Source organism: Streptomyces sp. NPDC002734 (genome assembly GCF_040295685.1).
In the GTDB taxonomy this organism is placed as follows: domain Bacteria; phylum Actinomycetota; class Actinomycetes; order Streptomycetales; family Streptomycetaceae; genus Streptomyces.
This window is the reverse complement of sequence record NZ_JBEOVU010000018.1, coordinates 98,809-117,823: the sequence shown is the minus strand read 5'-3', so window position 1 is coordinate 117,823 and position 19,015 is coordinate 98,809. Positions and strand designations below refer to the sequence as shown.

At 71.4% G+C, this 19,015-nt stretch carries 19 protein-coding genes and 1 pseudogene; 8 read left to right on the top strand and 12 right to left on the bottom strand.

Annotation, left to right across the window (positions count from 1 at the left end):
• Positions 1 to 147 precede the first annotated feature (147 nt).
• Entirely contained in the window at positions 148 to 1,158 is a 1,011-nt protein-coding gene (locus ABT026_RS18175) for a quinone oxidoreductase family protein (protein WP_351115547.1), read from the top strand.
• A gap of 130 nt (positions 1,159 to 1,288) precedes the next feature.
• Here ABT026_RS18175 and ABT026_RS18170 read toward each other — a convergent pair whose 3' ends face one another.
• A complete protein-coding gene (locus tag ABT026_RS18170) occupies positions 1,289 to 2,257 on the bottom strand; it encodes an acetylxylan esterase (RefSeq protein ID WP_351115546.1) in 969 nt (322 codons plus the stop codon).
• 236 nt (positions 2,258 to 2,493) lie between these two features.
• Positions 2,494 to 2,904, bottom strand: a complete 411-nt coding sequence (locus ABT026_RS18165) for a Rid family hydrolase (protein ID WP_351115544.1) — start codon at positions 2,902 to 2,904, stop codon at positions 2,494 to 2,496.
• 76 nt (positions 2,905 to 2,980) lie between these two features.
• On the opposite strand from ABT026_RS18165, the gene ABT026_RS18160 reads away from it, so the two are divergent.
• Positions 2,981 to 3,355, top strand: coding sequence for a winged helix-turn-helix transcriptional regulator (locus ABT026_RS18160; RefSeq protein ID WP_351115543.1), 375 nt, complete (start codon positions 2,981 to 2,983; stop codon positions 3,353 to 3,355).
• 503 nt (positions 3,356 to 3,858) lie between these two features.
• Here the strand turns inward: ABT026_RS18160 and ABT026_RS18155 are convergent.
• From ABT026_RS18155 to ABT026_RS18130, 6 genes are all read right to left on the bottom strand, one after another.
• Positions 3,859 to 4,359 carry a P-loop nucleotide/nucleoside kinase family protein gene (locus ABT026_RS18155; protein WP_351115542.1) on the bottom strand — a complete coding sequence of 167 codons (501 nt, stop codon included), beginning with the start codon at positions 4,357 to 4,359 and terminating at the stop codon, positions 3,859 to 3,861.
• Between the two features lie 490 nt (positions 4,360 to 4,849).
• Positions 4,850 to 4,981 carry a hypothetical protein gene (locus ABT026_RS18150; RefSeq protein ID WP_351115541.1) on the bottom strand — a complete coding sequence of 44 codons (132 nt, stop codon included), beginning with the start codon at positions 4,979 to 4,981 and terminating at the stop codon, positions 4,850 to 4,852.
• Positions 4,982 to 5,478: 497 nt separating this feature from the next.
• Positions 5,479 to 5,940, bottom strand: a complete 462-nt coding sequence (locus ABT026_RS18145; protein ID WP_351115539.1) for a hypothetical protein — start codon at positions 5,938 to 5,940, stop codon at positions 5,479 to 5,481.
• A gap of 143 nt (positions 5,941 to 6,083) precedes the next feature.
• Positions 6,084 to 6,713 (bottom strand): helix-turn-helix domain-containing protein, encoded by a 630-nt coding sequence (locus tag ABT026_RS18140; RefSeq protein WP_351115538.1) that lies wholly within the window; start codon positions 6,711 to 6,713, stop codon positions 6,084 to 6,086.
• Positions 6,714 to 7,342: 629 nt separating this feature from the next.
• Entirely contained in the window at positions 7,343 to 8,173 is an 831-nt protein-coding gene (locus ABT026_RS18135; RefSeq protein ID WP_351115536.1) for a hypothetical protein, read from the bottom strand.
• Positions 8,170 to 8,520, bottom strand: coding sequence for a hypothetical protein (locus ABT026_RS18130; RefSeq protein ID WP_351115534.1), 351 nt, complete (start codon positions 8,518 to 8,520; stop codon positions 8,170 to 8,172). Before ABT026_RS18130 ends, ABT026_RS18135 begins: the two co-directional genes overlap by 4 nt.
• 739 nt (positions 8,521 to 9,259) lie before the next feature.
• Here ABT026_RS18130 and ABT026_RS18125 point away from each other — a divergent pair.
• Positions 9,260 to 9,892: a hypothetical protein gene (locus tag ABT026_RS18125; protein ID WP_351115533.1), complete on the top strand. Its 633-nt coding sequence runs from the start codon at positions 9,260 to 9,262 to the stop codon at positions 9,890 to 9,892.
• Between the two features lie 91 nt (positions 9,893 to 9,983).
• Here ABT026_RS18125 and ABT026_RS18120 read toward each other — a convergent pair.
• A pseudogene (locus ABT026_RS18120) lies at positions 9,984 to 10,224 on the bottom strand (hydroxymethylglutaryl-CoA lyase-like TIM-barrel protein); the annotation flags it as partial.
• Positions 10,225 to 10,421: 197 nt separating this feature from the next.
• On the opposite strand from ABT026_RS18120, the gene ABT026_RS18115 reads away from it, so the two are divergent.
• A complete protein-coding gene (locus tag ABT026_RS18115; RefSeq protein ID WP_351115532.1) occupies positions 10,422 to 10,808 on the top strand; it encodes a hypothetical protein in 387 nt (128 codons plus the stop codon).
• A 179-nt stretch (positions 10,809 to 10,987) separates the two neighbouring features.
• Here ABT026_RS18115 and ABT026_RS18110 read toward each other — a convergent pair whose 3' ends face one another.
• Positions 10,988 to 11,638 carry an FMN-dependent NADH-azoreductase gene (locus ABT026_RS18110; RefSeq protein WP_351115530.1) on the bottom strand — a complete coding sequence of 217 codons (651 nt, stop codon included), beginning with the start codon at positions 11,636 to 11,638 and terminating at the stop codon, positions 10,988 to 10,990.
• Positions 11,639 to 11,870: 232 nt separating this feature from the next.
• Here ABT026_RS18110 and ABT026_RS18105 point away from each other — a divergent pair, with 232 nt between their 5' ends.
• Genes ABT026_RS18105 through ABT026_RS18090 form a run of 4 tightly spaced genes read left to right on the top strand, consistent with a single transcriptional unit; the run spans position 11,871 to position 15,621 of the window.
• Positions 11,871 to 13,070: an acyltransferase family protein gene (locus tag ABT026_RS18105; protein WP_351115528.1), complete on the top strand. Its 1,200-nt coding sequence runs from the start codon at positions 11,871 to 11,873 to the stop codon at positions 13,068 to 13,070.
• Positions 13,067 to 14,272 carry a cytochrome P450 gene (locus ABT026_RS18100; protein WP_351115527.1) on the top strand — a complete coding sequence of 402 codons (1,206 nt, stop codon included), beginning with the start codon at positions 13,067 to 13,069 and terminating at the stop codon, positions 14,270 to 14,272. The genes ABT026_RS18105 and ABT026_RS18100 overlap by 4 nt, the downstream gene beginning before the upstream one ends.
• A 30-nt stretch (positions 14,273 to 14,302) precedes the next feature.
• On the top strand, positions 14,303 to 14,533 hold the full coding sequence (locus tag ABT026_RS18095; RefSeq protein WP_351115526.1) for a ferredoxin: 231 nt from the start codon (positions 14,303 to 14,305) through the stop codon (positions 14,531 to 14,533).
• 41 nt (positions 14,534 to 14,574) lie between these two features.
• Complete coding sequence (locus tag ABT026_RS18090; protein WP_351115524.1) at positions 14,575 to 15,621, top strand: Rv2578c family radical SAM protein; 1,047 nt, start codon at positions 14,575 to 14,577, stop codon at positions 15,619 to 15,621.
• Between the two features lie 110 nt (positions 15,622 to 15,731).
• Here the strand turns inward: ABT026_RS18090 and ABT026_RS18085 are convergent, their stop codons facing one another.
• Both ABT026_RS18085 and ABT026_RS18080 read right to left on the bottom strand, forming a co-directional pair.
• Positions 15,732 to 17,195 (bottom strand): FAD-binding oxidoreductase, encoded by a 1,464-nt coding sequence (locus ABT026_RS18085; RefSeq protein WP_351115523.1) that lies wholly within the window; start codon positions 17,193 to 17,195, stop codon positions 15,732 to 15,734.
• A 43-nt stretch (positions 17,196 to 17,238) separates the two neighbouring features.
• The gene (locus ABT026_RS18080) at positions 17,239 to 18,957 is read right to left on the bottom strand and encodes an MFS transporter (RefSeq protein WP_351115521.1); all 1,719 of its coding nucleotides are present in this window, start codon (positions 18,955 to 18,957) and stop codon (positions 17,239 to 17,241) included.
• Positions 18,958 to 19,015: the final 58 nt, after the last annotated feature.

Genomic DNA, 19,015 nt, shown 5'->3' with positions numbered 1-19,015 from the left:
CTGCTGCCCCGAAGAGGTGGTCTGCGACGCTGCGGTGCGAGCCCACCTCACTCCCGGAGCGGCGAGGGCTCGAGCTGCTTCTCGGCGGTGCGGTGGGTTGGTGTGCTTGTCGGGAATTCGGGTCGCGGTCAGCGGTGTTGGTGGGGCATGAGAGCGATTCAGGTGTCTGAGGTGGGCGGTCCCGAGGTGCTGCGGGAGGCCGAGGTGGACCAGCCGCGGCCGGGTCCGGGCGAGGCGGTTGTGGAGGTAGCAGCGTCCGGGGTCAATTTCCTCGACGTCTACCACCGCGAAGGCCGGTACAGCCTCCCGCTGCCCTTCACCCCGGGCGCCGAGGGCGCCGGCACGGTCGTCGAAGTTGGACCCGGCGTCACCGACGTCGCAGTCGGGGACCGGGTCGGTTGGGTGGAGGTTCCCGGCACGTATGCCGAGCGGGCCGTCGTGGACTCCTCCCGGCTGGTGCCGCTGCCCGACGACATCGGCTTCGAGACAGCCGCCGCCGTGCTCCTTCAAGGCATGACCGCGCACTATCTCGTCAAGGACGCCTACCCGGTTCAGGCGGGCGACACGGTGCTCCTGCATGCGGCTGCCGGTGGCATGGGGCTGCTTCTGACCCAGCTCATCACCCATCTCGGCGGCAGGGTGATCGGCACGACGTCGACCACGACGAAGGCCGAGCTTGCGAAGCGCGCCGGGGCCGCCGAGGTGATCCTTTCGTCTGCGGTCGACGATCTCGCTGCCGAGGTGAGGCGGCTCAACGGCGGTCAGGGACTGCCGGTGGTCTTCGACGGCGTCGGCGCGCACACCTTCGACGCGAGCCTCGCCAGCCTGCGCACCCGCGGCCATCTCGTGCTCTTCGGCGCGGCAAGTGGTGCCGTGCCGCCGTTCGATCCGATGCGGCTCGCCCACGGAGGTTCGCTGACCCTGATCCGGCCCAGCCTCGGTGACTACATCGCCGATCGGTCCGAACTGCTCCGCCGGGCAGCCGATGTGTTTGAGTGGGTGCGCTCCAAGGCGCTCGAGGTCAACGTGACGGGCCGCTACGCGCTGTCCGAGGCCGCCCAGGCCCACAGCGATCTGGAGGCCCGGCGTACCACCGGCAAGCTGCTCCTCGTGCCTGATGCGGCCGCGATCGGACGCCGTGGGGAGGCGCGGAGCTGATCGCGGGTGGCGACGTCGGGGATCTAGAAGACTGAGATGTCGAGGGCATGGCGGAATGTCATCGCCCTGGTGAAGGGGACCGGAGCAGAGGTAGCTCGCGCGGGAGCAGGGTGTGGCTGCGTCCGCACGGTCAGGCGTATCGCCGTAGCCAGCGCAACCTGGCCGCATCCTGATAGGGGCCACCGCCCTCGTGATCGTTGAACTCGTAGACCTCGATGGTCTTGTCGGCTCCGGCCCAGGCGTTGAACGCGGCGAATACGGTCGACGGAGGACAGGTCTGGTCCTCCAGCGCCGCCGAGAAGAGCGCGGGCGCGCAGCCGCGGGCGGCGAAGTGGACGGCGTCGAAGTAGGACAACGTACGCAGGACCTCCTTGGTGCGGCCACGGTGCGTCCTGAGGTAGAGGCCCACCTCACGGTAGGGGTCCCGGTCCGTCAGCGTCGTGGCGCGGGGGTAGTCGCACAGGAACGGTACGTCCGGTGCCACAGCCGCCAGGTCCGGCACCAGGCCGCCCACGGCGATACTGATTCCGCCGCCCTGGCTCCCGCCGAGCGCCACGGTCCGCGACGCGTCCGTCAGCGGGTGCGAGCGGGCGGCCTCCACCGCACGCACGGCGTCGGTGAACACACGCCGGTAGTAGTAGTTCTCCGGGGCGTCGATGCCCCGGGTCATGAATCCGGGGTACGCCGGCGCGCTTCCCACCGGGTCGGCGGTGCCGCCTCCGCCGCCCCAGCCGCTGCCCTGTCCTCGGGTGTCCATCACGAAGTGGGCCCGACCGCTGGACGCCCAGAGGAGGTCCTCGTGAGGAAGGCCGCGTCCACCGCCGTACCCCTTGAACTCCACCACCAGCGGCACCGGTTCCATGGTCCCGGCCGGGAGGCGCAGCCAGCCCTTGACCGGGTGACCGCCGTACCCGGCGAACGTCACGTCGAACACCGTGATCGTCGACAGTCCCGCATCGACCGGTTCGAACCGGGCGGCCAGGTCGAAGACCCTTGCCTCCTGAAGCGTCGTGGCCCAGAAGGCGTCGAAGTCCCCGGGGGCGACCGAATCGCTGTGATACTCGCGCAGTTCCTCGAGGGAGAGGTCGAACAAGGCCACGGAGAACCGCCTTCCGTCGATGGAACGAGCGATCACACCGTACGGGATGCGTGGACAGCCCACCTCAACAACTCGTGGGCCGTCACGTTCGGGTCTGCACGACCTTGCCGGGCGGGCGACTAGATGCTGCCGGAGAACCGCATGCTGGCGTCCTGTGTGTCCTGCTCGAACGGGGCCTCGCGTGTCGATGTCGTCCCGCCCGGGATCGCGGCAGGGTTGCCGTGGCGGTCGGGGCGTCAGTCGAGGAGGGCGGTCGCCTCGACCTCGACGAGTACGTCCGGCTCGAAGAGGTCGGCGACGCCGATGAGGGAGGCCGGGGGCATGGGGAGGTGCAGTCCGATCTCGTCGGCGACGGATTCGACGCCTGCCATGAACGCGGTGATCTTCTCCGGGCTCCACCCGGTCACGTAGAACGTCAGACGCAGTACGTCCGCGAACGACGCTCCCGCCCCTGCCAGGCCGATGGAGGTGTTGCGCAGCGCCTGGGCGACCTGGCCGGCCAGATCACCCGGTGCGACCGGTGTCCCGTCGGCCTGGCGTGCGATCTGGCCGCTGACGTGGACGTGCCTGGTTCCGGTCCCCACGGCGACGTGGTGGTACGGGGCCGGCTGCAGCATGCCGTGCGGGGTGAAGTGTCGAACAGTCATGGCTCGCTCCTCCAGAAGTAGGTATCTGTAAGCTACTTAGTGGAAGAAGGACACTTCAACGAGACCAGGTTTCTCCATGGATACCGCCGACGAGGTTCGCATCGACGCACCGCATCGCGAACTGCTCGACCAGATCCTCGACAAGTGGTCGCTCAGCGTCCTCAACGAGCTCTGCGAACGCCCGTGCCGTTTCAACGAGCTGCGCCGCGCCATTCCTCAGGTCACGCAGAAGTCGCTGACCGCGACACTTCGGCGACTCGAACGCAACGGCGTGATCGAGCGCGAGGTCGTCTCCACCCGGCCCGTGGCGGTCCGCTACCGGATCACCCCTCTCGGCAAGTCTCTTCGGCACCCCATCGACGTGCTGCTGGCCTGGGCCTCGCAGAACCTGCCCGCCATCGACCACGCACGCGAAATGTTCGACACGCGGGAAGAATCCACCGCCCCCTAGAGCCCTCGCGGAGCCCGCAGCGAGCGCTACGACGAACGAGGCGGCCCGCTCCGGCCGACGACGTGGCCGGCGGCTCTGGCCCGCCCGGTCTGCGCCGCGGCGGTGTCCGCGACGCACAGCAGCCGGCTTGCGACGTCGTGCACGCCGGCGAACCAGCCGTCCTCGAAACGCTCCCCGGGCCCGGCCCGCGAACTGCTCCCACAGACCCGGATACGGGTCCGCTTTACCGCTCCCGCTTCCACCTGCGCCATGGTGGCGTCGGCCTGCTCAGGCCCGATCTCGACCGTGGCCAGGGCCCAGAGGACGCCGCGCGGGCCTGCAACCGCCTCGGCGGGCCGGCTGCCTGGCCCGTACGCCCGTACCATCGCTTCCGAACGCGCCTGGTGCCGCCGACCTCGCCGATCCCCGTCCGGCCTTCCGCCACGTCACCCTCGACCGTCTGCCGGATGGCTGGGCCGCCGGAGCTACCAAGATCGCCACCACCCGGCTTTCCCGCACACGGCTCAGAACCAGTCCGGCTCTACGATCTCCTGGCCCTCGCCCTGAGGCTCCTCGAAGCGGCTGAAGAAGTCGTCCAGTGCCTCCGGAGTGACGACGAGCGCGTTCGCGTCCTTTCGCTCGTTGCGCTCCGCCAGCCTGCGCAGCAGTTCCTCGCGCTCCACCGGGAAGTACAGCAGCCGCCACCGTCCGCCGGCCGACTTCACCAGCTCCTTCATCGCGTCCCGGTCCTGACGCGGCCACAGCCCGTGGTCCCACACCACGTCCCGGCCCTCCGCGACCAGCTCAGCGAGCCGCTCGTGCAGCTCGGCGACGACCGGAGACTCCCTCTCGAAATAGGTGTCCTCCGGGTAATCGATGCCATACCGGCCGTGCCGCTCGAAGACGACCTCGTCCACCGACAGCCGCACAGCTCCCTGAGGTTCCAGCTTCCGATTGGCATAGGTGGTCTTCCCCGAACCGGTGAGCCCCACCAGCAGGAACACCACCGAAGTACGCTCGGCCACCACCAACTCCCCTCAACACCACTAGCGTTCTGCGCCCTGCTGACCGCCGTACCGTGACCCTGGCAGGATCCCTGTCGCTGTCCCGGCTGGCGCCGCCTTCTTACCGCGCCGTGTCGGCGCCCGGCCGAGTGCCGCGCCGGCCCACGATGGACGCGCACGAGTAGGCCCCGGACGCGGCGCGCTGCTCACAGCGCCCCACCCCGAGCGCCCCCAAGGCCTCCCCGCCCGCACTCCGACGCGTGCCCCCGGAACTCTCGGCACAGGCCACCCACCGCCTGCGGGCTCCACCCGACACCGCCCCGCGGTGCTCGACGCTGACCCTGTTCCGGGCGATGTCCATCGTCGCCAGGGACAGCCCCGTGGTGAGGCAGGCGTCCGCGATGGCGGCGCCGTCCACGTCCCGCGCCCTGAACATCACCCTCGTCCTCAACCACGACTGCGCCCGAAGCCGTCGCAGGTCGCAGACCAGCCGCCCCTTGAGGAAGGTCCCTCAGATCGCTACGCACTTCCCGATCAGTGTCTGAAGCTCGTAGGCGGCATCCATCACTTGAGCAGCCACTTCCCCCTCGTAGAGACTGGCGTTCGCCTCGGTCGCAGCGAACACATCGACCATGACGTTCACGGCCAGTCGTGGGACCGAGTCGAGCCCTTCCCATTCCTCCGCGCAGTCTCGAAGAGCTCTCCGCAGAGAATTGAAGGCACCTTGGCTGAAGCCCTCGCACATCCTCAGGGAAAGATCGAAGTCTTCCCAGGCTGAGACCAGCCTCTGCACTACATCGCCCCCCATTAACGGCCCTTCCCTCCGACGGCATTTGCTGCCAGGAATGTAACCAGGCCACCGGCGCCTCCGGTGGGTTGATGTGACGCGAGTGGGGCCGGGCGGGATCATCCTGCCCGGCCCCGTTGCTGCTTTCCGGCTGACGCAGGTGTGCGGCCCCCCACACGAACTGTCGGCGCCAGGGGTTATCCGTCACCGTATGGTCTGCGCCACGGACCGCCCCCCGCCCCAGGCCCCCCGGCCCCCGCCCCAGCGCCGACGGTGTGTGTGTCGGGTGTGGGGTGGGTGGGATGCCCCTGCACCTGCCTGGCGGGCGGGTGGGGGGGGGTGTCGGGGGGCCGTTAGATGTCGATGACGCGGTAGGCGATGGTGTAGACGCCGCCGGATCCCTCGAGTGAGCGGTACTGGATCTCGGCGCCCGCTTCACTGCCGGTCACCAGCGTCGCGCCGAGCTTGTCGTCGCCGCTGGTCGTGTCGTAGTCCCACAGCGTCATGGTGCGCGCCTGTTCCTTGCCCAGGACGAGGGCGGTGTTGTTGTTGCCGTCGGTCATGGAGCGGACGTAACCGGGGCCCATCGTCTGGTACTTGAGGCTTCCCGGCCACACCTTGACGGCGTTGGCGTTGGCGTCGGTGATCTTCAGGTAGGCCTCGTCGTGATCGCCTTCGCTCTGCTGGTGGCAGGTCAGTTCCAGCAGTTCGATGCGGACGTAGTCGATCGGCTCGGCCTGGGCCGTCGCGGCGAGTCCGGTGACGCTGCCCAGCGAGAGGACGGCGGCCGTGGCCACTCGAGCGATTGCACGCATGATGTGGTTCCCCCTTGGATGCTGTGGTGGCCCCGCGTGGTCCTGCGGGGCCTGTGCCGTTTCCTTGGCACGCATCCACCCTGCCCGCCGTCACCGCCTCGTATCTACGCGCGTCCCGCTGAGCGGGACGGGGCCGGACGTCCTCACGGACGGATCAGGGTCCCGGAGCGGCCCAGCGCACGGGTGACGGCGCCGGCTGCTTCGGCGACCCGGTCCGCCACACCTTCCAGCCGCTGGCCGGTGTCGACCATCACGGCCACCGCCCCCACCACGGCTCCCGTCACCAGCCGCACCGGCAGCGCGGCGCAGCAGACCCCGGCCACCACGTCCTCCCGGTCCAGGACGGCACCGCCGCGCACGGGGCCTCGCAGGGCTTTGCCCAGCGCCGTGTCCAGCGAGAAGGCCTCGCCGTTGCGGACCGGCACGAGTGGCTCCGTGCGGCCGGGTACCGAGCAGACCGTCATAGCCTGTTCCTCGTGCATTACCGCCAGCACCGCACTGCCTCCGGTGGCGGCTCTCAGCCGGTGCAGCGGCAGGCGTCCCGCCATGCGCAGTCCCGGGTGCGGCTGCCATGCCTGGCCGAGCCGGTAGAGCTGTGCGCCCAGCCGGTAGCGCGCGCCACGGCGCTCCACGGCCCCCAGGGCCGTCAACTGCTCCAGCAGCCGGTGGGTTGTGCTCTTGGGCACTGCGCAAGCCACCGCCAGTTCGGTGACCCCTGCCTCGTCGCCGTGCTGCCGCAGGGCTTCCAGCAGCGCGAACGCCCCCTCCAGCACTCCGCGTCCTTTGTCCGCCGTTCGTGTACGTACGGCTGTGTCCATGACATCCCCCGATGACGTGTCCCGGCCGCGTCCCCCCATAACGGCGCGGCCTTCAGCATCCGGGGCCATGTTCCCCGGACCGCTGAGCGGGCGAAACCGTTCCGGCATGTCGCCCCGCACACACCTGGGATACACGAAGGCTGCTTCCGGCTCTTCGCGGATACCGAGCCGCTGCTGCGCAAGGACAACCTGGCCCGGTTCGTCGCCGTGGAGCTGGTGGCCGCCTCCCGCCCGCTGGCGCTGCGCCGCGCCGCGTCGCCGCGGGGCTTGCCGCCGCGCCTGCCACCCGGGTGGTCGTCGAGGCCGCCCGCGCGGCCGGCGCCGCGGGCACCCCGCTCCGGACCGCTGCCTGGCCCCCGGCCTCGTGGCGGCCGAGGCGTGGGCGGCCGGCACGGGTCGTCGGCGGCGCGGGTTGTCCGCGATGCCGGCGTCGTCCGCGCGGCCGTGAAGCTCACCCGCCCGTTGACGTGACGCCGCCGCCACCGGGCCGGCCATCCACCCCTCACCGGCCGGTGGCCGCCTCACGCGTCACGCGTCACGCCTCACGCGTCACGCCTCACGCGTCACGCGGCGCGCGGCGCGCGTCAGAGCCAGCCCAGCCGGTCGGTCACCTTCTTGGACTGGAAGGCCACGACCGCGGCATCGAGCTTGTACGGCTTGCCGTCCCGCATCCTCGCCATGTTCATGGTCACGTAGGAGACCACGTTGTTCCCGTGGCGCACCACCTGGCAGTGCGTCACGGCCACGGGACCCGTCTGCTTGATCAAGTCCGAGGCCACGGCGAAGGCGATGGTCTCCTCGGAGCCCTCCGCCTGAGCGTCCTTCTCGATCCTGACCTTGTAGATGGATGCCTCCTCCTTGCCGGGCAGGGTGTAGCGGAACCCCCCGTACCCCTTCGTGCAGTTCTCCACTGCGTCGGCCACGTTCTTCATGGCCTGCTCGGCGTCGTTGTCGCTGTAGGTGGCAACGGTGACCGCGGTGCTGTCGAGCGCCATCATGTCCTTGAGGCTGAGGTCCGGCGCTCCTCCGCCGGCCGCGGGCTCGACGTCGGGGATCTCCACGGCGGTGCGGATGACGTGTGCCTTCGCGTCGCCCACCGGTGCCAGGCTGAGCACCTGTACGAGCGGCTTGCACTCCTTGTTCCCGCGGATCTGCACGTCGTCCCAGGAACCGTGGAACAGCTGATCCGTGGGCGCTTCCCGGACCTTGTACATCGGCAGATCGCCGTCCGCCAGGGCGAGCGTGGCGAGCTTCTTCTGGCTGAGGGCCCTCACCTCAGGGGTCGCGGACACGGAGGGCGACGCGGTGCGGGACGGCTTCGCGGCCGTGCCGTCGGCGCAGCCCGTCAGCAAGGCCAGGGACAGCGCGCAGACACAAGTGAGGGCACCCGGACGCGCCCACGAGGAGTTGTTCACCGTCGGACTATGAGGTGTCCCGCGCAAACGGTCAAGGGCGTTCCGCGCAGGCCCGACGGCCGGCCCTGCAGCCCCACGCGCTCCCGCCGCACCCAGTACGCCACGCACGCCGCCCCCGCACCGAGGAACGCGGTGCCGCCCACGATGTACGGCGCCGTATCGAAGGCACCAGTGCCGGCGAGCCCGGTGCCGCCGGCCTGGGAGCGGACCGTGATCGACCAGGCGGTGGAGGCGGTGTCGGAGACGGTGGTCATGGCGCGCACCCCGTAGGCGCCCTCCGCGCCCGCCGCGCGACTCCCGCATGCCGCCTGCAGCCACAGCCGGCGCTGCAGGCGGTCGGCTGCCACCCGCTGCTCCGCCGGTCCAGCGACCCAGCCTGCTCCTCGCCGCCGCAGCAGCACCACTACCCGCGACCGCCCGCTCGCACGGCGCCGACTCGCGCTGTCCGGCTCGAGGGCATCGCAGGAAGGGACGGGGATTGTCCGTACCCGCCTCTGTTCCGATCGGTGGTGGCACAGGAGGAATCCGCGGTGGGTGGTGCGATCGTCCGTCTGGCGGGCCGGGGCGCGTCACTGCTGTGCCTGTTCCGGGTGGCCGGCTTTCCGGTGGTGGCGGCAACGCGGAGCGCGGCAAGCGGCCCGGGGCTGTCGATCCATGACCGTGTCGCCCGAGGGGAACGCTCCTGGCATCCCTGCGACGTGGAGGTATGCGAGACCTCCCCGCGCTCAGTGCGGGAAACCTGTGCCCGAAGGAAGGGGCGATGAGATGGCCCAGCTGCGGGACCGAGATCTGGTCCAGCCGGCAGGACATCGACGTGGTCGCCCGCACAGTGATCCGATGCTTCGACCATGTCGTGCGGGAGTACGGCGAGAGCACGCACCGCAGCATATGGGGTGAGCACGCCGGTCTCGCCGGACCGCTCCGCCTCCAGGGCGGGGACCGGCCGCCCGGAAACGAGCGTCCCCGAAACCCAAACCCGCGTGACGCGGCGCCCCGCTTCTGCCAGGGTCGGCGGATGGACGCAGCAGAAGACACACCCACCAGCCTCGTCGCAGCGCTCCGCAGCCCACTGACGTCGAGCCGTCCATGAGCCGACGCCCGCGCCGACGGCGACGCGACCCTCGCTACACCCCGTTCGACTTCGGAGTGTCGACCGTCATGGGCCTCTTCCACCAGGACTGGACCCACGACGGGGACACGGCGCCTGACGTCGTCGCCCGGTACCTCGACATCAACCCGGAGCACCGCCTGGCGCTGGCCGTGCGCCGTGACGCACGCATCCTCCGACGGCTCCCCTCCCCGACGCTCGAGGTGCTGTGGGAGGCCGCCGCCGAACGACTACCGCCCATCGACCGCCTCGGAGGCGGAAGCGAATGGACCCGCACGGTCGTCGACCTGTGCGACGCCCGCCTGGCGAAGGCCACCGTCCGCGAACTCAGAGGCGCGGACGCCGAGGACGGCTCCGCCTGCCTCGACGCGGTCGTCACCGAGATCGAACAGATCACGTTCCTCACCACCGAGGTACGGTCGGCGCTCACCGACTGCGCACGCCACTGCACCCCGGACCTGGCACTACGGATCCTGCTGCGAGCGATGACGAACGTCCCGCAAGCCTCTCTGCCTGCGGCGCAGTACACGCGGCTTGAAGCGATCGGCTCGGCGATGCGGTACGGCGAATACGTTGTCGACAACATCAGCTTCCTGGTCGAGGACTCCTGACCGCACGGCGCACGGCGCACGGCGCCCACGCACGCGCTTGACCCTCGCGTGACGTGAGGGCCGCAGACTCATGGCCGTGGAACATCACATTGCGGGTGGCCCCGAACGCTGCCAACTGCGCCGAGCCAAGGTCGAGTTCGGTACGGGCGCGGCGGAAGAACTCGGTGTCGCGGGGGACCGCACCAGGCCACCCGCCCTCAATGAAGCCGACTTAGAAGGCATCCGGTCGGCGTGCGACGGCGGGCTTGTCCTCGACTTGTCAGCAGCATGCTCTTCTGTTGGGTGCCGTCGTGCAGGGTCGTGTCGTACAGCTGGAAGCGCCGCTCTGCCATGTCCCCTCCCTCCCTCTTTCTCGAGCCGGCCACCGGACGGTGGCCGGCTCGAGAAACAGGGGGGCTGGACCGCCGGTCGAGGCGGCCCGGGCGCCGAGGCGGGCCCGAGCGGGCGCCGGTCCAGGGCGGCCCGGGCTCGAGGACGGCCCGAGTGGGCGCCGAGGCGGGCCCGAGCGGGCGGACGCAGGCTCGCAGGCATGACTGCATCCACCGATACGCCAGTGGCCGGACTGGTGGGGACCTGGACCGCCACCTCCGCGGTCGACGGGGTGCCCTCCCCCTACCCCACCACGTTCGTCTTCCGCAGCGACCACACCATGGAGGCGCTCGGCCCTTGCGGCCCGGACGGCAGGCCGGCCTTCGGCGGCCCGGGACACTGGATCCCGCGGCCCGACGGCTCGTTCGTCTACCACGTGGCGCACCCGCTGCCGGACCCGGAGGGAGGGGCACCGGGGACCATCCACAGCATCCAGCAGGTGTGGGTGTCCGGCAACAGCCACACCTCCTCGGGTACCGCGGTGCTGCACCGTGCCGACGGCAGTGTCGCCGGCGCCTTCACGGTGACCCTGGAGGCTGCCCGCTGAGCCCCGCACCCGCCCCGACCACGGCAAGGGCGGCTCTTCCCGGTGGGGGAGGAGCCGCCCTCGATGCCGTGCGGTCACCGCTGCGCGGTCATGCCGCCCGATCGCGCCCGATCGCGGGGATCATGCCGCCTGATCGCGGCCGATCGCGGTCGAGCGCGGTCGAGCGCGGTCGAGCGCGCTCACGCCAGGGCGCCGGCGGTCTTCCGGGCGCGCTCCTCGGCGGCGGCCAGCGCGTCCGAGCGGGACTTCTGCGCGAGGTCGACCAGATCCTCCATGCCGGGCACCTTGCCGGCGAGGGTGAGCTGCGCGGAGATGATCACCAGGTCCATCTCCAGCTCGTCCTTGAAAACGGTCCGCAGGTAGGGCTCCACATGGTTGCGGGGAGCCTGCGGGGCACCGGGCGTGTAGCCACCGCCGAAGCTCAGCAACAGCGTCGCCGGACGGCCGGCCAGCGGCTTGGCCTCGCCGAAGGCGAGGGTACGACCGGCCACCAGAACCTGGTCGATCCATGCCTTCAGGGTCGAGGGGATGTTCCAGTTGTACATCGGAGCGCTGATCACCAGCGCGTCGGCGGCCAGCAGTTCCTCGACCAGCTCGTCCCGCAGCGCACCGGCCTTGCGCTGCTCGGCGCTCTGCACCTCGGCCGGGAGGAACTGGGAGACGATGCCGGCCTCGTCCAGGTGCGGAACCGCCGTCGCCCCCAGGTCGCGGTGGCTGACCGTGCCGTCCGGGTGCGCCTGGGACCAGGCGCTGCGGAAGGCGCCCGCGAGCTCTCTGGAGACGGAACCCTCGGATACGGCGGACGAGTCGATGTGAAGCAGATGAGCCATGGAAATCTCCTGAAACCTTGGCGGCCGGTCCAGCCGTCCGGCTGGAGCTCAGGTACGGGCCAAGCGCATTCGGTCCCCACCCTGCCGGGCCCGGCTCGATCCCCGCTCGCAAACGGCTCGACCGGTGCCGTCGCCCGGCGTTCGCGCCCGGCGTTCGAGCCCGGCACGAGGCGGTGTCCGCACACTGCGCGCACTGTCGCCCCCAGGGCGCCCGAGCAGGAGAGTGATCCAGATGACCAGCATCCAGGCAGAGAGAACCATCGGCGAGGTCCCGGCACCGTCCCCACCCGCAGCCACATCGCAGACGGGCCGTCTGCCCTCCCTGACCGGGCTGCGCTTCATCGCCGCCCTCATGGTCTTCGCCTTCCACGGCAGCCTGCTGTTCGTCTTCCGCGACCCGTCGGTGCAGATGCGGTACATGACGGACGTCGCCACCGCGGGCTTCGTGGGCGTCTCGTTCTTCTTCGTCCTCAGCGGGTTCGTCCTCACCTGGTCGGCCCGGCCCGGCGGCGGTGCCGCGGCCTTCTGGCGGCGGCGGTTCGTCAGGATCCTGCCCAACCACGTGGTGACCTTCGCCGCCGCGCTGGTGCTCCTCGCCTGGGCGGGCCAGGCCAGCGGGCTCCCGCAGGCGCTGACCAACCTGGTCCTGCTGCAGTCCTGGGTGCCCGACATCACCTATGTGGGCTCCGGCAACGACGTCAGCTGGTCGCTCTCGGCGGAGGCGCTGTTCTACCTCTCCTTCCCGCTGCTGTTCGTCCTCGTCCGCCGGATCCGCCCGAACCGGCTCTGGTACTGGGCCGGAGGCACGGCCGCAGCCGTGGTGCTGCTGCCGCTGGCGGCGCAGGCCCTGCTGCCGGACACCCCGCACTTCATCTGGGGGCCCGCCTCCTTCACCCAGATCTGGTCCGTCTACGAGTTCCCGGTCTCCCGGTCCCTGGAGTTCGTCCTCGGCATGCTGCTCGCCCGTATCGTCCTCACCGGCCGCTGGGTGCGGGTCGGTGTCCTGCCCGCCGCGGTGCTGGCCGCCGGCGCCTACATCGGATCGCTGCACGCGCCGTTCCTCTTCCGGTTCGCCGCGGTCACCGTGATCCCGCTGGGGATCCTGATCGCCGCCGCCGCCTCGGCCGACGTGGCAGGCCGCCGGACGCTACTGAGTACCCGCCCGATGGTGTGGCTGGGAGAGATCTCCTTCGCCTTCTACATGGTGCACAAGCTGGTACTCCAGTTCGGACACCTCGCGTTCGGCCGCATCCCCAACCACATGGGCGGCGTGTCCGGACCGGCCTGGAGCACCCCCGGCGGCGCGGCCTTCCTGACCGGCTGCCTCCTGGTCTCGCTCCTGCTGGCCTGGGGCCTGTCGGTGGCGGTCGAGCGTCCGCTGGTGCGCCGCTGGTCCTCCCGCCGCACCCAGCGAGAGGAACTGCACGCATGACCACCGAGCAGCAGCCCAGGCCGTACCCGTTCAGCGAACCCGACCGGCTGGAGCTGGATGCCGCCTACGCGCAGATCCGCGCCGAAGGCGGACTGGCCCGCGTCCAGTGCCCCTACGGCACCCCGGCGCTGCTGGCCACCCGCTACGAGGACGTGAAGCTGGTGCTCGGCGACCCCCGCTTCAGCCGCGCCCGCGCGGTCGCCGGGGACCAGCCCGCGCACACCCCCATCGGTCCCGGGCCCGACGCCATGGTCTCCATGGACCCCCCCGACCACACCAGGCTCCGCCGGGTGGTCGCCAAGGCCTTCACCATGCGGCGTATCGAGCAGCTCCGGCCCCGGGTCCAGCAGATCATCGAGGACCTGCTGGACGCCATGCAGGCGCAGGGCGGGCCGGTGGACCTGGTCGCGGAGTTCGCCCGGCCGCAGCCCGCCCTGGTCATCTTCGAACTCTTCGGCGTGCCGGGCGAGGACCGCAAAAAGCTCCAGGAGTGGGCCGAGACCACCCTCACCGCCACCGGCGACCGCTACACCCTGCAGGACGTCTTCCAGGCGCTGGACAGCCTCCGCGCGTACATGGCGGACCTCCTGGAGGAGCGCCGCCGCAAACCCGCCGACGACCTGCTGAGCGTGCTGGTGGCGGCCCGCGACGAGGAGGACCGGCTCTCCGAGAAGGAACTGCTGGACCTGGCCACCGGAGTGCTGATCACCGGCTACGAGACCACGGCCGACCAGATCTCCAACTTCGCGTATCTGCTGCTCACCAGGCCGGACCACCTCCAGCAGCTGCGTGCCGACCCGGAACTGATCCCGCAGGCGGTGGAGGAGATGCTGCGCTTCGTCCCGCTGCTGCGCGGCACCTCCTTCCCCCGCGTCGCCACCGAGGACGTGCTCCTCAGCGGCGGCCTGGTGCGCGCCGGCGAGGCGGTGCTGCCCGCCATGATGTCCGCCAACCGCGACGAGGCCGTCTTCACCGACCCCGACGAGCTGGACTTCCACCGCGAGCACAACCCGCACTTCGGCTTCGGCCACGGAGTGCACCGCTGCCTGGGCGCGCAACTGGCCAAGATGGAACTGCAGATCGCCCTCGGGGCGCTGCTGCGGCGCTTCCCGCACCTGCGGCTCGCGGTCCCCGCCACGGAGGTGCCCTGGCGCGTCGTCACCCTGCAGCGCGCCCCCCGGGAACTCCTGATCACCTGGTAACAACCGCAGTTGTCAGTGGAAGGAACGACAATGGACGCACAGCAGTGGCGGATCGACGTCGACCGGGAGCTGTGTGCGGGTACCGGCCTGTGCGTCGGTACGGCCGCCGGCCGGCTCCGGCTGGACGCCGGCCGGGCCCGCCCGGTCAGGGAGGTGGTGGAGCCGGACCAGGCGGTCGTGGACGCCGCCGAGACCTGCCCGATGGAGGCCATCACGGTGCGGAGCCTCACCACCGGTGAAGTACTCGCACCCGAACTCTGACAGGGTGCCGCGCGAGGGCACGGCCGATTCGAAAGTACCGCATGCGCTGGGACAACCTGAGCCTCGACGGCGACGACGACCGTGAGGCGGCAGCTCTGCCGCTGATCGAGAAGGGCGCCGTGACGAGGACCTTCGACACCCCCGACTTCAAAGACATGACCTTCTACGAGGTCCGGGCCCGTTCGGTCCTCAACCGGGTGCCGGCCGGACCGGGGATGCCCGCCGGCTGGACGCTCAACCCCTACCGCGGCTGCACACACGCCTGCGTCTACTGCTTCGCCCGCAACAGCCACCGCTATCTGGACCTCGACCCCGGGCGCGACTTCGACACCCGGGTGGTGGTGAAGGTCAACGCCCCCGAGGTGGTCCGGCGCGAGATCGCCGCCCGCGGCAGACCCGGCGACCACGTCGCGATGGGCACCAACGTCGACTGCTACCAGCGGGCCGAGGGCCGCTACCGGCTGATGCCCGGCATCCTCGCCGCGCTCCGCGACTACCGGGTGTCCTTCTCGGTCCTCACCAAGGGCACGCTGATCCTGCGTGACCTGCCGTTGCTCCAGCAGGCCGCCGAACGGGCCCGGGTGGAGACCGCCGTCTCGGTGGGCTTCACCGACCCCGCCCTGTGGCGCGCCCTGGAACCGGGGACGCCCTCGCCGCAGGCCCGACTCGAGGTCTGCCGCAAACTCAACGAGGCGGGGGTGCCGTGCGCCGTGCTGATGTCGCCCATCGTGCCCTACCTCAGCGACTCACCGGACCAGCTGCGGGCGACGGTCCAAGCGGTGGCCCGGTCCGGGGCCGTCTCGATCGCACCCGAGGTGATGTACCTGCGGCCCGGGTCTCGCGAGTGGTTCATGCGATGGCTGGGTGAGCACCACCCCGGCCTGGTGGGCCGCTACCGGGCGCTGTACGGGGACGCCGTCCAGGCCCCCCGCTGGTACCGGCAGCGGGTACTGGACCAGGTGTGGAAGCTGGCCGAGGAGTACGGCTGCCGGCCGCCGCAGACCTTCCACACCGGCCGTCCGCCGAACTGGTCGGCCCCGCCGCCCCCGCCCGAGAACCCGGGCCCGACCCAGCAGGCCCTCTTCTGACCGGCCCGCGGCCAGGGCGCCGGGCCGCCCGCGGGCGGCCCGGCGGCCGTGCCCGGCGGTACCGGTGAAGCACCGGCACCGCCGGGCACCGGGCAGGAGGGACGAGGGCCTCAGCGGGGCGGGATGTTGTGGTTGATCCGGAAGAGGTTGCCCGGGTCGCAGAGCCGCTTGAGGGCGACCAGCCGGCGGTAGTCCGCGGGCCGGTAGGCGGCCCGGACCCGCTCGGGGGCGGTGTCGCTGTGACCCAGGAAGTTGGGGAACGCCCCGCCGGTCAGGGCCGGTCGCAGGCCGTCCATCAGGCCCTGCTGCACGGCGTCTATCGCCGCCGACTCCTCGGCCGGGGCGCTGTGCGCGAGGTAGAGCGCGAAGTCCGCGTCGCGCAGGCCCACCGCGTTGCGCACCGCGGCCGGACGGCCCAGGGCACCGCCCAGCTGCCGCAGCGAGACGACGCCTGCGGGCAGGGTCGCATCGGGTCCGGCCAGGGCGACCAGCAGGTCGGTCGTCCGCGCGTCCAGTGTGCGGATCAGCCCGGTCCGCTCGTGCAGGGGCTGCGGCGAGCTGGTGCCCTCGGTGAACATGGCGGCGAAGTCGGCGAAGGGCAGGTCCTGGACGGTGTCCAGGAACGGGGCCAGCGCGCGCAGCGGCCGCAGCAGGGCGTCGCCCTCGACGGAGTCGCCGAGGTGGCCCACCACGACGCTGACGATGAACTGGCCGCGCAGCGGCGGCGGCAGCACCGGGTCGTCGGGCAGTCGCAGCAGCTGGAGCGAGGTGGTGGTTTGCTCCGAGAGCCCCGCGGACCACTGCCGGTAGGCCTCCAGCACGTCGGCGGCCTGGGCGCCGGCGAAGTTCAGTGCGCCACCGTAGACGCGGGCGACCGGCATCAGCTCGATCTCGATCCCGGTGACCACCCCGAAGTTGCTCTTGCCTCCCCGGGCGCCCCAGAACAGTTCCGGGTTGCACGTCGGGGAGGCGGTGCGTATACGGCCGTCGGCGGTGACGATCTGGAGCGAGCGCACCCGGTCCGCGGCATAGCCGAAGGTACGGCCCAGCAGGCCGAGGCCGCCGCCGAGGACGTAGCCGACCACGCCCACGTCCGTGGAGGAGCCGCTGAGCGGGGCGAGCCCGTAGGGGGCGGCGGCCGCCACCACGGCGCCCCAGCGCACCCCGGCCCCGATCCGGGCGGTGCGGGTCTGCCGGTCGATCTGCACGCCGTCCATCAGACGGGTGTTGACCAGCAGCGCGCCGTCGGCGGCCACACTGATCCCGTGGCCGGTCGTCTGCACCGCGATCGGCCAGTCGCGGTCGCGCGCGTAGCCCACCGCGGCCGCGACATCGGCCGGCCCGGTGGGCACCGAGATCGCCCGCGGATGGTGCTCGACGATCGGGTTGAAGCCGGACCGCTCGGCGTCGAACCCCGGATCGCCGGGCAGCAGCAGCGCCGGCGATCCGGCGGCCGCGGCCGTCTGCACCAGGCCGCCGCCCAGGGCGACGGAGGCCGACTGGGCGCCCACGGCCGCGATCACCCCGGCTCCGGCGAGTCTGATCACCGAGCGTCTGGCGAACTGTTGCGACATGGTCTCTCCGCAGAGGTGGTAGGGCCGGGGTGGGGCAGGCGCGTTATTCGGGGGAGCCGGCGAAGGTGCCGGAGGGGCGGGCCCGCGGCAGGGCGAAGGCCACCGCGAAGGCGAGCGCCAGCAGCCCCGCCAGGACCGCCAGCACCCGCTCGAAGGAGTCGGCGAAGCCCCGCTGGGCGGCCTGGGCGCCGGCCCGGTCGACCGCGGCGGCGGCCGCCGGTGTCCCCTCCAGCGCGGTGCGCAGCCGCCCGCAGCTCGGCGGCAGGTCGGCGGCGTCCTCGGCGACCGCGCGGTCCCGTTCGCAGTCCCGCAGCACAGCGGTGATCTGCTCCTGCCCGGCGGGGGAGATCCCCGCCGCGGCCAGTTGGGTGCGCAAGTGCGGCGCCTGGTCGGCGGCCCGCGCCGCGACCTGGCCGCCCAGCACCCCGAAGAAGACGGTGCCGATGACGGCGACGCCCAGTGCGCCCGACAGCTGCTGGACGGCGGTGAAGGTGCCGGAGGCGGAGCCGGACTCGTGCGGCTGCGCGGTGGTGTTGACGGTGAAGTAGAGCGAGGACATCGCCAGGCCCATGCCGACGCCGATGAGCAGCAGCGCCGGGGCGAACCAGAGCGCGTGGACGTGGTCGCCCTGGAGGCGTACGGCGAGGTACAGCAGGCCGACGCCGGCGGCCATGGCCGCGACGCCCAGGTGGATCAGCCGGCGGCCGTACCTGACGGCCAGTCCGGTGCGGCCGGCCACCAGGGCGGTCACGGCGGAGCCGATCACCTGGGGGAGGGTGGCGAGGGCCGCCCGCAGCGGCGAGTAGCCGAGTCCCAGCTGCAGATAGAGGGTGAAGACCAGGGAGAACCCGATCAACGCGCAGAACATCAGCGCCCCGGAGACCAGCGCCCCGGAGAAGGCCCTCTTGCGGAACAGCGAGGGCAGCACCAAGGGGTCGCCGCCGGAGCGCTGCCGCCGGGCCTCGTACCAGCCGAAGAAGGCGAACAGGGCGACCGAGGCGGCGATCGAGGCGAAGGTCCAGGCGGGCCAGCCCAGCTCACGTCCCTGCACCAGCGGAAAGACCATCAGCAGTGCGGCCACGGCCACGGTCGCGGCGCCGACCAGGTCCAGCCGCGACACCGTCCGGGCGGCGGTGGGCAGCAGCCGAGCTCCGGCGATCAGGCAGACCAGCCCCAGCGGCAGGTTGATCAGGAAGATCATCCGCCATCCGGTGCCGAAGAAGTCCGCGTCGACCAGCCAGCCGCCGACCAGCGGCCCGGAGATGTTGGCCAGCCCCACCACCGGTCCGATGGAGCCGAAGGCGAGCGGGAGCTCCGCGGGCGGGAAGAGTTCCTTGATCAGCCCCAGTCCCTGGGGGATCATCACCGCCCCGAAGAGGCCCTGCACCACCCGGAAGCCGACCAGCATGGCCGGATCCTGGGCGGCCCCGCAGAGCACCGAGCAGATGACGAAGCCGGCCACACCCACCAGGAACATCCGTTTACGGCCGAAGAGGTCGCCGAGCCGGCCGCCGATGATGAGTCCCGAGGCCATCGCCAGCGTGTAGCCGGCGGTGAGCCACTGGATCACGGTGGTACTGCCGCCGAGGTCCGCCCGGATGGACGGCCCGGCGACCGTGGTCACCAGGGAGTCCAGGATGTCCATCATGGTGGCGAGGAGGATGACGGCGAAGGCGCACCACCGCCAGCGGAACGGCACCGGCGCGTCCCCCGGCGCGGCGGACGCGCCGTTGGCCGGCGCGGCGTGGGTGTCGGACGACATGAGTTCTCCTCTGGATGACGCGGCGGAGCGGTGACGCGGTGGTGCGGTGGTGCGGTGG